Source organism: Streptomyces sp. NPDC002701, assembly GCF_042889045.1.
Classification (GTDB): Bacteria; Actinomycetota; Actinomycetes; order Streptomycetales; family Streptomycetaceae; genus Streptomyces.
The window spans coordinates 167,649-182,699 of sequence record NZ_JBIAQL010000011.1; the positions used below are offsets into that span (position 1 = coordinate 167,649).

The following is a 15,051-nucleotide window of genomic DNA, read 5'->3' on the forward strand; positions in this document are numbered from 1 at the left end:
TCGCGCAGTTCCCCGCGCCCCTACGGGGCGCTCCGTAGGGGCGCGGGGCCCGTGCGGGTAAATCGTTGGGCCGGAGTGGGGATGCGCCCTAGCATGGGGGCATGACCTGGCGACATTGATTCTGTGCCTGTGCCTCTCGAGGGCCGCCTCGGGCGTCGTACCTCCGGCGTCCGAACTCTCCGCGGTCCTTTCGGGAAGGCTTCATGTCACTCTCTTCCGCGCGGCGGCTCACCGCCACGCTGTACGCCTACGCGTTCCTCGACGACTTCGTGCTGCTCTACCCGGTGTACGCGCTGCTGTTCGCCGACAACGGGCTCACCGTCTGGCAGATCTCGTCGCTGTTCGCCGTCTGGTCCGTCACCGGTGTGGTGCTGGAGATACCTTCCGGCGCCTGGGCCGACGCCGTTTCGCGGCGGACGCTCCTGTGGTGCGGGCCGCTGCTCACCGCCGCCGGATTCACGCTCTGGGTGCTCGTCCCGTCGTACTGGGCGTTCGCCCTGGGCTTCGTGCTGTGGGGCGCCAAGGGCGCCCTCGGCTCCGGCGCGCTGGAAGCGCTGGTGTACGAGGAACTCGACCGGCGGGGAGCCGGTGACCACTACGGACGCGTCATGGGCCGGGCCCGTGCGGCGGGACTCGTGGCCGTGATGGCGGCGATGGGCCTCGCCGGGCCCGTCTTCGCGTTCGGCGGCTACCACGCGGTCGGGCTCGCCAGCGTGCTGGCCTGTCTGCTGGCGGCGGCCACCGCGGCACGGTTCCCGGAGCACCGGAGGCCGAGTACGGCCGCGGGCTCCGGCGAGGGATGGGCCGCGCCGTTGCGGTCCGGGCTCGCCGAGGCCCGCGCGGACCGGTCCGTACGCGCCGCGCTGCTGCTCGTACCGGCCGTCACGGCGGTGTGGGGCGCGCTCGACGAGTACACCCCCCTCCTCGTCCAGGAGACCGGGGTCGCCGAGGACCGCGTCTCGCACTGGCTGTTGCTGATCTGGGCCGGGGCGACCGTCGGCGGGCTGCTCGCCGGCGCGGGGCGGCGGCTGGGCAGGGGCGGGTTCGCCGCGCTCCTGGCGGGCTCGGCGCTGGCGCTCGCCGCGGGCGCGGCGGCGCGGACCCCGGCCGCCATCGCCCTGCTGGCCCTCGCCTTCTGCGGGTTCCAGCTGGCGAGCGTCCTGGCCGACGCCCGCCTCCAGGAACGTATCGGCAGCACCGGCCGGGCCACCCTGACCTCGGTGGCCGGGGTGGGCACCGACCTGACGACCATCGCCGTGTTCGGCGTCTACGCGGCGGTCGGGTCGGCGTCCACGCACGCCGCCGCCTTCGCGCTGGCCGCGGTGCCCTACCTGCTGACGGCGCTGGTCGTGGCCGCCGGACGGAAGGAACGCCTCAGAGGTCCGGAGGCCGTGGCACGGCCTTGAGGCCGCCGGAGCCCTTCCTGGCCCGATCGAGCCGATCGAGCCGATCGGCCCGGCCGGGCCGGTGTCGTGGACGGTGACGCCGATCCGCTCGCCCTCGCGCCCGGCAGCGGGGGCGAGGGAGAACGCGATGTCGTCCCCTGTGGACCGGTACAGCTCGGCGGCGCCGGTGAGCAGCCCGGGTGCGCAACGAATCGCCGCCGGAGCGCCGGTGGACGCAACGAATCGTCCACCGGCGCGCAACGGCTCCTCCTTGTCCGTCCGACACCCCGCCCGTAGCGTCTATCTGGCCGTCCCTACGGCCTCCCCCGACCCTTCCGCCCGGTGAGGAACACGCATGCGCACCGCCCTGCTCCAGAGCTCCGGCCGGCCCGGATCCGTCGTCGAGAACCTCAAGGTCCTCGACGAGGCCGCGGCCCGTGCCGCCGAAGCGGGCGCCGGGCTCCTGATCGCCCCGGAGCTGTTCCTCACCGGCTACGCGATCGGCGCCGACGTGCACCGGCTGGCCGAGCCCGCCGACGGGGACTCCGCGGACGAGGTCGCCGAGATCGCCGGCCGGCACGGCCTGGCCGTCGTCTACGGCTATCCGGAGCGCGCAGCGGACTCCGGCCCGGTCCACAACTCGGCGCAGCTGATCTCCGCCGACGGCACGCGCCTCGCGAACTACCGCAAGACCCACCTCTACGGCTGCTTCGAGCAGGAGTGGTTCACCCCCGGCGACGAACCGGTCGTGCAGGCCGAGCTGAACGGCCTCCGCGTCGGCCTCATGATCTGCTACGACGTGGAGTTCCCGGAGAACGTCCGCGCGCACGCCCTCGCCGGCACCGACCTCCTCGTGGTGCCGACGGCCCAGATGCACCCGTTCCACTTCGTCGCCGAATCGGTCGTGCCGGTGCGGGCCTTCGAGAACCAGATGTACGTCGCGTACGTCAACCGGGCCGGGAAGGAAGGGGAGTTCGAGTTCGTCGGGCTCTCCACCCTGGCCGGCCCCGACGGTGGCGCCCGGGCCCGCGCGGGCCGCGCCGAGGAACTGGTCCTGGGCGACGTGGACCCCGTGTTCCTCGCCGCCTCGCGCGAGACCAACCCGTATCTCAAGGACCGCTGCCCCCGTCTCTACGGGTCCCTCGTCTGACACGCGCCGCCCCACCACAGCCCCGCCGAAGCCCTTGCGCAAGGAGTCCGTACCCCATGACGTCCACGGTGCCCCCCGCCGTCCCGCACACCGACGCGCAGCCGCCGATCACCATGTTCGGCCCGGACTTCCCGTACGCGTACGACGACTTCCTCGCGCACCCCGCGGGCCTGGGCCAGATACCCGCGACCGAGCTCGGCACCGAGGTGGCCGTCATCGGCGGCGGCCTCTCCGGCATCGTGGCCGCGTACGAGCTGATGAAGATGGGCCTCAAGCCCGTCGTGTACGAGGCCGACGAGATCGGCGGCCGGCTGCGGACGGTGGGCTTCGAAGGCTGCGACCCCTCCCTCACCGCCGAGATGGGCGCGATGCGCTTCCCGCCGTCCTCCACGGCGCTCCAGCACTACATCGACCTGGTGGGGCTGCGGACCGCGGCGTTCCCCAACCCCCTCTCCGAGGCCACGCCCTCGACCGTCGTCGACCTCAAGGGCGAGTCGCACTACGCCGAGACGATGGCCGACCTGCCGCAGGTCTACCGCGACGTGGCGGCCGCCTGGAACACCTGCCTGGAGGAGGGCGCCGACTTCTCCGACATGAACCGGGCGATGCGCGAGCGCGACGTCCCGCGCATCCGCGAGATCTGGGCGAAGCTGGTCGAGAAGCTCGACAACCAGACCTTCTACGGATTCCTCTGCGACTCCGAGGCGTTCAGGTCCTTCCGGCACCGTGAGATCTTCGGCCAGGTCGGCTTCGGCACCGGCGGCTGGGACACCGACTTCCCCAACTCCATCCTGGAGATCCTGCGCGTCGTCTACACCGAGGCCGACGACCATCACCGCGGCATCGTCGGCGGCAGCCAGCAGCTCCCCCTGCGCCTGTGGGAGCGCGAGCCGCAGAAGATCGTGCACTGGGCGTACGGGACCTCGCTGGCCTCGCTCCACGGCGGCGAGCCCCGGCCCGCCGTGACCCGCCTCCACCGCACCGCGGGCAACCGGATCACCGTCACCGACGCCTCCGGAGACATCCGTACGTACCGGGCGGCGATCTTCACCGCGCAGTCCTGGATGCTGCTCTCCAAGGTCGCCTGCGACGACGCGCTTTTCCCGATCGACCACTGGACCGCGATCGAGCGCACCCACTACATGGAGAGCTCCAAGCTCTTCGTGCCGGTCGACCGGCCCTTCTGGCTCGACAAGGACGAGCGGACGGGCCGGGACGTCATGTCGATGACGCTCACCGACCGCATGACGCGCGGGACCTACCTCCTCGACGACGGCCCGGACCGGCCCGCCGTCATCTGCCTCTCCTACACGTGGTGCGACGACAGCCTCAAGTGGCTGCCGCTGTCCGCGAACGAGCGGATGGAGGTCATGCTGAAGTCGCTCGGCGAGATCTACCCGAAGGTCGACATCAGGAAGCACATCATCGGCAACCCGGTCACCGTCTCCTGGGAGAACGAGCCCTACTTCATGGGCGCGTTCAAGGCCAACCTGCCCGGGCACTACCGCTACCAGCGGCGCCTGTTCACGCACTTCATGCAGGACCGGCTGCCCGAGGACAAGCGGGGCATCTTCCTTGCCGGCGACGACATCTCCTGGACGGCCGGCTGGGCCGAGGGCGCCGTACAGACCGCGCTCAACGCGGTCTGGGGCGTCATGCACCACTTCGGCGGTGCCACCGACCCGACGAATCCGGGTCCCGGTGACCTCTACGACGAGATCGCTCCGCTGGAACTCCCCGAAGACTGACGGGTCCCTCCGGGGGCGGGCGGGGCTGCCGGTCCGGCTCTCGGCCGCGGGCCGGTGGGGGCTTGTCGCGCAGTTCCCGGCGCCCCTGAGGGGCGCCCGGGGTTCAGGGGCGCGGGGAACCGCGCGCTCAGCCCCCACCGGCCCGCAGCCGACTTACGGTCCGGGCGGTCCGGCGTACGGCCCGACCTCCAGCGGGGTCAGCAGGCACCGCCCCACCAGCCCCACCCCGTCATCGAGGCGCACGACGAACTCCCCGGCCAGGTCGGGGAGTTCCCGCAGGGCCCAGAGGGCCCGGGCGGCGCCCCAGGCCCCGTCCCGCGCCCGCTCCAGACTCCACGCCCCCAGCAGATGCGTCAGCGGGTCGGCGATCTGCAACAGATCGGGCCCCGGCATCAGATCCTCCCGGATCCGCTCCTCCAGAGCGACGAGCACCTCGCCCACCTGGTCGAACTCGTCCTCCAGTTCGGCCGGTTCGCAGCCGAGCGTACGACAGGTGTCCACCACCGCGAGCGCCAGATCGTGCCCGATGTGCGCATTGATACCGGCGAGGGCGAACTGCAGCGGCCGTACTCCGGGATGACCCCGGAGCTGGAACAGCGGCCGCCAGCAGGCGGGTGGTCGGCGCTCCCGCGCGACCGCTCCGACGGCTGCGAGGTAGCGCTCCGCGAACCGCACGTCGAGGGTCAGCGCGGCCCGCGGGTCCGCGAAGTGCCCCGCGTCCAGGCGTCTGCCGACCTCCTCCGTGACGGCGAGGTAGACCCGGTTGAAGACCGCGACCCCGTCCCGCGCCGGCCAGTCCGCTCCGAGCGCACGCATCCGGCGGACCACCCCGTCGAGGTCGTGCACACGGACCGCGTCTTCCCCGAAGCATTCCCACCGCACCATGGGGGCAGGGTCCCAGGCATAGGCTGTGCGGAGGGCCGCCGGGCCGAGCGCTTCCCCAGAACGGGGGAACACGCGGGACCCGGGGGAGGGGGGAGTACCACGTGGCAGGCCGACGTGCCGAGCGCCTGGCCGCACGGAGGGCGGAGCGCAGACGAGCCGCCCGGCGCGGCGCCATGCTGGCGCTGGCCTCCGCCGTCGTCGCGGTGGGCACCGTGACGGGGATGCTGTCCGCACTGGACGACGGCCGGGGCAGCGACGAGGCGCGCCCCGAGGTGACCGGCTCACCCTTCCTCCAGCCGCTGCCCGCCGTGCCGACGCCCTCGTCCGCGACGGCCTCCGCCTCGCCGTCGCCCTCGCCGTCCGCGTCCGCATCCGCCTCCGAGGCGCGGCCGGCCCCGAAGCCCTCGAAGTCCGCGTCCACGACGCCGAGGAGCGAGCCCGCGTCCGTGCGGTTGTACCGCCACACCGACTCCCAGGTCCTCGACTGGGTCAGGGCGAACCACGACGATCCGCGCCGTCCCGTCATCGAGTCCCGGATAGCCGACCGGCCCGCCGCGGTCTGGTTCGCGGACTACACGCCGTCGAACATCACCGCACGCGTCAGGGCGGTCACCTCGGCCGGAGCGGCGAAGGGCGGCGTGCCCGTCGTCGTTCCGTACGCGGTGCCGGACCGCGACTGCGGCGGGGCCTCGCAGGGCGGCGCGCCCGACCTCGGCGCGTACGACGGGTGGATCGAGAAGTTCGCGGCGGGCCTCGGCTCCGCCGAGGTCGTGGTGATCCTGGAGCCCGACGCGATCGCCCAGTCCGCCTGTCTGTCGGAGGGACAGCGGTCGGCCCGTTTCGCCTCGCTGGCCCGCGCCGGCCGCGTCCTCAAGGCGGCGAACCCGAAGGCGCGGGTCTACTTCGACGCCGGCCACTCGGACTGGAACCCGCCGCAGAAGCAGGCCGGACTGCTGCGCCGAGCCGGTGCCGCGTCCGCCGCCTCCTCGGACGGGATCTTCAGCAACGTCTCCAACTTCAACCGCACCGGCGACGAGGTCGCGTACGTCCGCCGGACCCTCGACGCGCTCGGCGGCCCCCCGGGCCTGGGCGCCGTGATCGACACCAGCCGCAACGGCAACGGGGCCCCCGCCGACGGGGAGTGGTGCGACCCCGCGGGCCGCAGACTCGGGCAGGCGCCGACCCTCACGACCGGCGAGGCCCGGATCGACGCCTATCTGTGGGTGAAGCTGCCGGGCGAGTCCGACGGCTGCCGCGGCACGCCCGGCACCTTCACACCCGACTACGCCTACGACTTGGCGCGCTGACCCGGCCCCGGACCGGGGCCGCCCTCGGTACCCTCCCGTGCTTCGGAGCCGTACGAGGACGTGCCCTCGTCGAGCAGTGGTTCCTGCGTCCTGAGGTGCGCGGGGGCCAGCGCCCGCAGCGCGTGGTAGCCGGTGATGACGACCAGCGTGCCGAGCGCGATCCCGCTCAGCGAGAAGGTGTCGGTGAAGGTCATCGTGACGTTTCCGACGCCGATGATGATGCCCGCCGCGGCCGGCACCAGGTTCAGCGGATTGCGCAGGTCGACCCCGGCGTTGAGCCAGATCTGCGCGCCGAGCAGTCCGATCATTCCGTACAGGATCACGGTGATCCCGCCGAGCACCCCGCCGGGGATCGCGGCCACCACCGCGCCGAACTTCGGACAGAGACCGAAGAGCAGCGCGAAGCCGGCGGCGGCCCAGTAGGCGGCTGTGGAGTAGACCCGGGTCGCGGCCATGACGCCGATGTTCTCGGAGTACGTCGTGTTGGGCGGGCCGCCCACGGCGGTGGAGAGCATCGAACCGACACCGTCCGCGGAGATCGCGGTGCCCAGCTTGTCGTCCAGGGAGTCGCCGGTCATCTCGCCGACGGCCTTCACATGGCCCGCGTTCTCGGCGATCAGCGCGATCACGACGGGCAGTGCCACGAGGATCGCCGACCACTCGAAGGACGGGCCGTGGAAGTCCGGCAGCCCGATCCAGTCCGCCCTGCCGACGCCGGAGAGGTCCAGCCGCCAGTGGTCGGTCACCTTGCCGCTCGCGTCGGCCGAGTGGATGCGTCCGAGGACGAGGTCGAAGATCCAGGAGATCGCGTATCCCAGGACCAGACCGAGGAAGATCGCGATCCGTGACCAGAAACCGCGCAGGCACACCACGGCCAGACCGGTGAACAGCATCACGAGCAGCGCCGTCCACTGATCCTGCGGCCAGTAGGTGGCGGCGGTGACCGGTGCCAGGTTGAAGCCGATCAGCATGACGACCGCGCCCGTGACGACCGGCGGCATCGCCGCGTGGATGATCCGCGCCCCGAACCGCCGGACCGCGAGACCGACCAGGAACAGCGCGACGCCGACGACGAACACGGCGCCGGTCACGGTCGCGCTGGAACCGCCCTGCGCGCGGATCACCGCGGCGACGCCCACGAAGGAGAGAGAACAGCCCAGATAGCTGGGTACCCGGCCGCGGGTCGCGAGCAGGAAGATCACCGTCGCGACGCCCGACATCATGATCGCGAGGTTGGGGTCCAGGCCCATCAGGACCGGCGCGACGAAGGACGCCCCGAACATGGCAACCACGTGCTGGGCGCCGAGCCCGGCCGTCCGGGGCCACGAGAGCCGTTCGTCGGGGCGGACCACCGCTCCGGGTGCGGGCGTGCGCCCGTCACCGTGCAGTTTCCAGCGCACGCCGAGGTCCATGGTGGATAGCCGCCTTCTCTGTACCTGTACCTGTACCTGAGTTTCCGTACGTGTTTCCGTACGTGAAGATCAGCGTCATGGTAGGGCGGCGCCGGGGGAGCGGCCGGATCAGGGCCTCGAATCCGGAACCTTCGTGTCCGTCGCCCCGCCGCGCGCGGCGGCCACCTCGGCATTCGTCGTACGGCCGCTGGCGTGCAGCACACCCGCGAACGCGGCGAGACCGAAGGCCAGCACGGTCACCAGGACGAAGGACGTGACAAGACTCGTCGCGTCCGCGACGGTGCCGATCGCGGACGGCGCGATCAGGCCCGAGGTGTAGGTGATGGTGGCGACGCCCGCTATGGCCTGGGCCGGGTTGGGGCCGCTGCGGCCCGCCGCGGCGAAGCAGAGCGGGACGACCACCGCGATGCCGAGGCCGAGCAGCGCGAAGCCGGCCATGGCCAGCGGAGCGTTCTCCGCCAGCACCACGAGCAGCGCGCCCGCGGTGGCGAGGAGGCCGCTGACCCGCACCGTGCGCACCGGGCCGAACCGGTCCACCACCGCGTCACCGGCGAACCGGGCGAGCGCCATGGTCAGGGTGAAGCCCGTCGTGCACGCGGCCGCGAGCCCCGCCGAACTGCCGATGACGTCCCGCAGATAGACCGCGGACCAGTCCAGGCTCGCCCCCTCCGCGAACACCGCGCAGAAGCCGATCGCGCCGATGAGCAGCGCCGACCTCGGCGGCAGCGCGAACCGCGGGGGCGCCTCGTCGTCCTCCGTGGCGCGCAGGTCCAGTACGCCCTGGGAGGCGACGATGCCCAGCAGGGTGAGCGCCGCCGCGGCGAGCGCGTGGTGCACCCGGGCGTCCGTGCCCAGATGCGCGGCGAGCGTGCCGGCGGCCGAGCCGACCAGGGCGCCCGCGCTCCACATGCCGTGCAGCCCCGACATGATCGACTTGTCGAGCCGGTTCTCCACCTCGACGCCGAGCGCGTTCATCGCCACGTCGGCCATGCCCGCCGTCGCGCCGAACACGAACAGGGCCAGACACAGGGTGAGCAGGTTCGGCGCGAGTGCCGGGAGGACGAGGGCCAGCGTCCACAGTGACATGAGTCCGCGCAGGGCCGCGCGGGCGCCGAAGCGGTGGCTGACGCCGCCCGCGAGCGGCATCGCCACGGAGGCGCCGATCGCGGGGAAGGCGAGTGCCAGGCCGAGTTGTCCCGCGCTCACCGAGGCGTGGTCCTGGATCCACGGAACGCGCGTCGCGAACGAGCCGGTGACGGCTCCGTGCACGGCGAACACCGCCGACACGGCGTACCGGGAACGCCTCACCTCGCGTCGGCCGTAGACCACTGCACTCATTTTCCCGGGCCCTCCCTGTCGTTCCTGCCGTGCCTCGCCACGCTGCCGCCGTAAACTATCAGGCACCCTGCCTGATAGATAGATGGTTTTCGGGACCGCCGACCGGGCGGCCCCGATCTGGAAGGATCCCGGCATGCCCGCATCACCGAGCACCGCCCGGGCCATCAACGACCGGCTCGCCCTGCGGCTGCTGCAGCAGGAAGGCCCGCTGACGGCCGGGCAGTTGAAGCAGCTCACCGGCCTGTCCCGGCCCTCGGTCGCCGACCTGGTGGAACGCCTCGCCGCGGCCGGACTGATCGGCGTGGTGGGGGAGTCGGGCGAGCAGCGGCGCGGCCCGAACGCCCGGCTGTACGGCATCGTCGCCGACCGGGCCCACCTGGCCGCCCTCGACGTCCGTACCGAGGGCGTGTCCGTGGTCGTCGCGGACCTGCTGGGCTCGGTGCTGGCGGAGGCGTCCGTGCCGATCGCGGACGAGACCGACACCGCGGCCGCCGTCGAGCAGGCGGTCGCGCTGGTCGAACGTACGGCCAAGGAGGCGGGCGTCGAGAGGCTGCACACCGTCGGTGTCGGGGCGCCCGGTCTCATCGATCCCGCCACCGGCGAACTCCGCGACTCCTCCGGCCTGCCCGAATGGCACCGCCGCCTCGTCGCGGTCCTCCAGGAGCGGCTGCCGGCCCGGGTCGTCGTGGAGAACGAGACCAACCTCGCGGCGCTGGCCGAGCAGCGCGAGGGGGTCGCCCGTGACCGGGGCACCTTCGCGCTGCTCTGGTTCGGGCACGGGATCGGCGCCGCCGTGGTCCTGGACGGCGTTCTGCGCCGGGGTGCCTCAGGCGGTACGGGGGAGATCGGCTTCCTGCCGGTGCCGGGGACCGGCGGCCTGCCGTCCGCGACGGACTGCGAGGGGGGCTTCCACTCCCTCGCGAGCGCCGCCGCGATCGCCGAACTGGCGCACCTGCACGGGGTCGTGGCGCCGCCGGCGCCCCATGAACCGCATGCGGCGGCGCTGGTACGGGAGGCGGTGACGCTGGTGCGGGAGGCGGTGCCGCGCGCCGTCGGTCCGGCTCCCGCCCGGAGCGCGACGAAGCCCTCGGCATCCGACTCGTCACCCGCCCCGGACCTGGATCCCGCTCCGGATCCCGCCCCGGACCCGGACCGCGCCCCGGACCCGGACCGCGCCCCGGACCTGGGCCCCGTCCCGGACCCCGTTCCGGACCCGGCCCCGGCGGGAGCTTCGGGCTCGGCCGCGGTGTCGTCCGGGTCGAGATCCGCTACGGGGCCGGTGGAAGGGCTCGGCTCGGCCGTGGTGCCTGGGTCGAGGCCCGCTTTGGGTTCGGTGGGGGCTACCGGCTCGGACGTGGTGTCCGGGTCGAGGCCCGCTTCGGATTCGGTGGAGGGGTTCGGCTCGGCCGCCGTGTCCAACTTGAGGCCCGATAGAGGCTCGGTGGAGGAGTTCGGCTCGGACGTGGTGTCCGGGTCGAGGCCCGCTTCGGGCTCGGCGGAGGGGTTCGGCTCGGCCGGGGTGGTCGGGTCGAGCTCGGGCGCGGGCTCGGTGGAAGGGCTCGGGGCGGGGCGCGTCTCCGCGGCGGGCGCGTTTCTCGATGTGCTCGCCGATCGCGTCGCCCTCGGTGCCGCGTCCGTGGTCGCCGTGCTGGACCCGGGATGCGTGGTGCTCGCCGGGGAGATCGGCCGGGCGGGCGGCGAGGTGCTCGCCGCCCGGGTGCGGGACCGGCTCGCCCGGATGACGCCGCTGCCCACCGAGGTGCGGGCGGGCACGCTGGGCGGCGGCGCCGTCCTGCGCGGTGCGCTGCTGATGGCGCGGGACGGGGCCCAGGACGAGCTGTTCGCACCGCCGGAGAGGTGAACCGGGGCCCGTGCCCGGGGGAACGGAGACCCGGCGGCGGGGCAAGGGCCTCCGTCACCGCCGCCGGGTCGATCTGGGGCGGGTCGGCGAACGCGGACCCGGAAAGGCGCCGGTGAACGCAGACCCTAGAGAGGTATAGACCAAAGCGTCAATAGGTTCGGACCATTACCGGAACGCCTCGCCCGTGGCGAGGCCGACGCGTCACGAGTGTCCCGTGAAGCCCATCGGTACACTCTGTGAGCCACCCCACAACATTCACCCTCATGGGCGTGGATCAGGCGTGGCACACTGAGTCTGTACCAGAAGCAGCGCACTCCGGGGTCGGTGAAAGTCCGAACCGGCGGTTACAGTCCGCGACCCGGTCGCTTCCAGCGGCCGGTTGACCAGGTGAAATTCCTGGACCGACGGTTAAAGTCCGGATGGGAGGCAGTGCGCGGCGGGCGGGCATTCGTGCGCGCCGCCGTCTGTTTCGACGTGTCCTGCGGGGCACGTCCCTACGCGGCGTCGCCCCGGTGTCCCCGCTCGCTCATATCTGTCGTCATCGACAGGCCCCGGAGTCCGTGCCCGAAGAGGCAGGAGGACCCGGGAAGTGTTCACCGGAATCGTCGAAGAGCTGGGTGAAGTCACCGCCGTCGAGAACCTCGGCGATGCCTCCCGTTTCCGGCTGCGTGGCCCCGTGGTCACCGAAGGTGCACGTCACGGGGACTCCATCGCCGTCAACGGCGTCTGTCTGACCGTCGTCGACCACGAGGACGGCGAGTTCACCGCCGACGTCATGGCGGAGACCCTGAACCGCTCCAGCCTCGGCGCCCTCACGGTCGGCTCCCGCGTCAACCTCGAACGGCCGATGGCCGTGGGCGAGCGCCTCGGCGGGCACATCGTGCAGGGCCATGTGGACGGCACGGGCGAGGTGCTCGAACGCAAGCCGTCCGAGAACTGGGAGATCGTGAAGATCTCGCTGCCGAAGGACCTCTCGCGTTACGTGGTCGAGAAGGGCTCCATCACCGTCGACGGCATCAGCCTGACCGTCGTCGACGCCGGCCCCGACTTCTTCACCGTCAGCCTCATCCCCACGACCCTCGACCTGACCACGCTGGGCCGCAAGCAGCCCGGCGACCCGGTCAACCTTGAGGTCGACGTGATCGCCAAGTACGTCGAGCGGCTGCTCGGCCCGCAGGGACAGGGGGCGACACGGTGAACTGGCTCAACTCCGAGGCGTTCACGCTCTTCGACCAGCACATCAAGTGGGCCGACATGATCGGCAACGTGATCGGACTGATCGGCCTCGCCCTCGGCTGGCGCCGCTCCATCTGGACCTGGCCCGTCCAGTTCCTGTCCGGCGCCATCCTCCTCGCGGCCTTCGCCACCGCCCACCTCTCGGGCAGCGCGGGCAAGCAACTGGTGGTCATGGCCGTCGCCGTGTGGGGCTACTGGCAGTGGAACCGCGGCAGGGGCGGCGCGCAGGACGGTTCCATCGCCGTCCGGTTCGCCACCTGGCGCGAGCGCGGATACCTGCTCGGCGCCGCCGCCGTGGGCACCCTCGCGGTCGGCGGCCTCTTCACGGCGTACCCGTCGCTCTCCTGGGACCCGTGGCCCGACGCGTACATTTTCGTCGGCACGGTCGTCGCGATGTACGCCCAGGCGCGCGGCATGGTCGAGTTCTGGTTCGCCTGGCTGCTCGTCGACCTGGTGGGCGTGCCGCTCAACTTCGCCAACGGCTTCGCGTTCTCCGGATTCGTCTACATCATCTACGGCGCGCTCGTCCTGTGGGGCATGCGCGACTGGTGGCTGCGCTCCCGCAAGGCCGGGCAGCCCGTCCTGGAAGGAGCCCCGGCATGACGAGCGCACCCGTCTGGTACAGCACGGACAACATCGAGGACTTCGCCCTCGACCCGGTCGAGAAGGCCGTCGCGGACATCGCCGCCGGCCGCCCGGTCGTGGTCGTCGACGACGAGGACCGCGAGAACGAGGGCGACCTCGTCATCGCCGCCGAGAAGGCCACCCCCGAGATCATCGCCTTCATGATGAGCGAGTGCCGGGGCCTGATCTGCGCGCCAATGGAGGGCGACGAGCTCGACCGCCTCCAGCTCCCGCAGATGGTCGAGAACAACACCGAGTCGATGCGCACCGCCTTCACGGTCTCCGTCGACGCGGGCCCCGCCTTCGGGGTGACCACGGGCATCTCCGCCGCGGACCGCGCCACCACCCTGCAACTGCTCGCCGGCGGACTGGCCGGGGCGGCCGACTTCGTCCGGCCCGGTCACATCTTCCCGCTGCGCGCCAAGCCCGGCGGCGTGCTCGTCCGCAACGGCCACACCGAGGCCGCCGTCGACCTCGCCCGGCTAGCGGGCCTGCGGCCCGCCGGGGCCATCGTCGAGATCGCCGGCGAGGACGGGCGGATGCTGCGGCTGCCCGAACTGATCCCGTTCGCCCGCAAGCACGGACTGACGATCATCTCCATCGAGGACCTGATCGCCTACCGCCGCACCGCCGAACCCACCGTCCGCCGCGAGGCGAAGACGCATCTGCCCACCGCCTTCGGCGAGTTCACGGCCTACGGCTACCGCTCCACCGTCGACGGCGTCGAGCACGTGGCGCTGGTCCACGGCGAGATCGGCGACGGCGCCGACGTCGTGGTGCGCATCCACTCCGAATGCCTCACCGGTGACGTCTTCCACTCGCTGCGCTGCGACTGCGGCCCTCAGCTGGAGGCGTCCCTGGAGCGCATCCAGGCCGAGGGCCGCGGTGTCGTCGTCTACCTCCGCGGACACGAGGGGCGCGGCATCGGGCTGCTGTCCAAGCTGCGCGCGTACGAGCTCCAGGAGCGCGGCCGCGACACCCTCGACGCCAACCTGGAACTCGGCCTGCCCGCCGACGCCCGCGACTACGCGGCCGGCGCCCAGATCCTCGAGGACCTCGGCGTCCGCAGCCTGCGGCTGATGACCAACAACCCCGACAAGACCGACGCGCTCGTCCGCCACGGCCTGGAGGTCACCGACCGCGAACCGATGCCCGTGACCGCGGGCGAGCACAACCTCCGGTATCTGCGCACCAAGCGGGACCGGATGGGGCACGACCTGCCCTGGCTGGACACGACCGCCGTGTCCGCCTGCGGCAACCAGTGACTGAGAAGCACGAGGAGACACAGACGTGAGCGGCAAGGGCGCACCCGAACTGTCCGTACGCAACTGCGGTGACCTGCGGGTCGCCGTCATCGCAGCACAGTGGCACGAGAAGGTCATGGACGGACTCGTCGACGGCGCGCTGCGCGCGCTGCACGAGCTGGGCATCGACGAGCCGACCCTCCTGCGGGTCCCCGGCAGCTTCGAGCTGCCGGTCGTCGCGAAGGTCCTCGCGGGCCGCGGCTACGACGCGATCGTCGCGCTCGGCGTCGTCATCCGCGGCGGCACCCCGCACTTCGAGTACGTGTGCCAGGGCGTCACCCAGGGCCTCACCCAGGTGTCCATCGACACCGGCGTCCCCGTCGGCTTCGGCGTCCTGACCTGTGACACCGAGGAACAGGCCCTGGACCGCGCGGGCATCGAGGGCTCGAACGAGGACAAGGGGCACGAGGCGGTGACGGCGGCCGTGGCGACCGCGGCCACCCTGCGCTCGGTATCCGAACCCTGGCGCTGACACGGGCCCGCGAGCGCGTAGGGTGAGAACCACCATGGCCAAGAAGACTTTCGAGGAGCTCTTCACCGAGCTCCAGCACAAGGCAGCCCACGGCGACCCCGCCACTTCCCGCACCGCGGAACTGGTCGGCAAGGGGGTCCATGCCATCGGCAAGAAGGTCGTCGAAGAGGCCGCCGAGGTCTGGATGGCCGCGGAGCACGAGGGCAAGGAAGCAGCCGCCGAGGAGATCTCGCAGCTGCTCTACCACGTCCAGGTGATGATGGTCGCCCGCGGCATCTCCCTGGACGACGTGTACGCCCACCTCTGAGCCCTCGTCCCCCTGCCGCACC

12 protein-coding genes, 1 pseudogene and 1 riboswitch are annotated in these 15,051 nt (G+C 72.2%); of the genes and pseudogenes, 10 read left to right on the plus strand and 3 right to left on the minus strand.

What is annotated here, in order from left to right:
* Positions 1-203 precede the first annotated feature (203 nt).
* From ACFYXC_RS26890 to ACFYXC_RS26900, 3 genes are all read left to right on the plus strand, one after another.
* A complete protein-coding gene (locus ACFYXC_RS26890) occupies positions 204-1,406 on the plus strand; it encodes an MFS transporter (protein WP_388918324.1) in 1,203 nt (400 codons plus the stop codon).
* A gap of 334 nt (positions 1,407-1,740) precedes the next feature.
* Positions 1,741-2,535, plus strand: coding sequence for a carbon-nitrogen hydrolase family protein (locus ACFYXC_RS26895; RefSeq protein WP_389554343.1), 795 nt, complete (start codon positions 1,741-1,743; stop codon positions 2,533-2,535).
* Between the two features lie 56 nt (positions 2,536-2,591).
* Positions 2,592-4,283, plus strand: a complete 1,692-nt coding sequence (locus tag ACFYXC_RS26900; protein ID WP_389554344.1) for a flavin monoamine oxidase family protein — start codon at positions 2,592-2,594, stop codon at positions 4,281-4,283.
* A gap of 153 nt (positions 4,284-4,436) precedes the next feature.
* Here the strand turns inward: ACFYXC_RS26900 and ACFYXC_RS26905 are convergent, their stop codons facing one another.
* Entirely contained in the window at positions 4,437-5,168 is a 732-nt protein-coding gene (locus ACFYXC_RS26905; protein WP_389554345.1) for a DUF5995 family protein, read from the minus strand.
* A 173-nt stretch (positions 5,169-5,341) separates the two neighbouring features.
* On the opposite strand from ACFYXC_RS26905, the gene ACFYXC_RS26910 reads away from it, so the two are divergent.
* Positions 5,342-6,475 carry a glycoside hydrolase family 6 protein gene (locus ACFYXC_RS26910; RefSeq protein ID WP_389554423.1) on the plus strand — a complete coding sequence of 378 codons (1,134 nt, stop codon included), beginning with the start codon at positions 5,342-5,344 and terminating at the stop codon, positions 6,473-6,475.
* Here the strand turns inward: ACFYXC_RS26910 and ACFYXC_RS26915 are convergent.
* Together ACFYXC_RS26915 and ACFYXC_RS26920 are read right to left on the minus strand one after the other, a co-directional pair.
* The gene (locus ACFYXC_RS26915) at positions 6,457-7,887 is read right to left on the minus strand and encodes a uracil-xanthine permease family protein (protein ID WP_389554346.1); all 1,431 of its coding nucleotides are present in this window, start codon (positions 7,885-7,887) and stop codon (positions 6,457-6,459) included. The two genes, ACFYXC_RS26910 and ACFYXC_RS26915, sit on opposite strands and share 19 nt — an antisense overlap.
* Before the next feature lie 108 nt (positions 7,888-7,995).
* Positions 7,996-9,225 carry an MFS transporter gene (locus ACFYXC_RS26920; protein ID WP_389554347.1) on the minus strand — a complete coding sequence of 410 codons (1,230 nt, stop codon included), beginning with the start codon at positions 9,223-9,225 and terminating at the stop codon, positions 7,996-7,998.
* Positions 9,226-9,358: 133 nt separating this feature from the next.
* Here ACFYXC_RS26920 and ACFYXC_RS26925 point away from each other — a divergent pair.
* The 6 genes and pseudogenes from ACFYXC_RS26925 to ACFYXC_RS26950 form a co-directional block, all read left to right on the plus strand.
* A pseudogene (locus ACFYXC_RS26925) lies at positions 9,359-10,246 on the plus strand (ROK family transcriptional regulator); the annotation flags it as partial.
* Positions 10,247-11,392: 1,146 nt separating this feature from the next.
* Positions 11,393-11,523: riboswitch (FMN riboswitch) on the plus strand.
* Positions 11,524-11,675: 152 nt separating this feature from the next.
* On the plus strand, positions 11,676-12,284 hold the full coding sequence (locus tag ACFYXC_RS26930) for a riboflavin synthase (RefSeq protein ID WP_388918342.1): 609 nt from the start codon (positions 11,676-11,678) through the stop codon (positions 12,282-12,284).
* The gene (locus ACFYXC_RS26935; protein WP_389554348.1) at positions 12,281-12,925 is read left to right on the plus strand and encodes a nicotinamide riboside transporter PnuC; all 645 of its coding nucleotides are present in this window, start codon (positions 12,281-12,283) and stop codon (positions 12,923-12,925) included. The genes ACFYXC_RS26930 and ACFYXC_RS26935 overlap by 4 nt, the downstream gene beginning before the upstream one ends.
* The gene (locus tag ACFYXC_RS26940; RefSeq protein WP_389554349.1) at positions 12,922-14,211 is read left to right on the plus strand and encodes a bifunctional 3,4-dihydroxy-2-butanone-4-phosphate synthase/GTP cyclohydrolase II; all 1,290 of its coding nucleotides are present in this window, start codon (positions 12,922-12,924) and stop codon (positions 14,209-14,211) included. Before ACFYXC_RS26935 ends, ACFYXC_RS26940 begins: the two co-directional genes overlap by 4 nt.
* A 25-nt stretch (positions 14,212-14,236) precedes the next feature.
* Entirely contained in the window at positions 14,237-14,722 is a 486-nt protein-coding gene (ribH, locus tag ACFYXC_RS26945) for a 6,7-dimethyl-8-ribityllumazine synthase (RefSeq protein WP_362025837.1), read from the plus strand.
* 34 nt (positions 14,723-14,756) lie between these two features.
* Positions 14,757-15,029 (plus strand): phosphoribosyl-ATP diphosphatase, encoded by a 273-nt coding sequence (locus ACFYXC_RS26950; RefSeq protein WP_388918351.1) that lies wholly within the window; start codon positions 14,757-14,759, stop codon positions 15,027-15,029.
* The last annotated feature ends 22 nt before the right edge of the window (positions 15,030-15,051 follow it).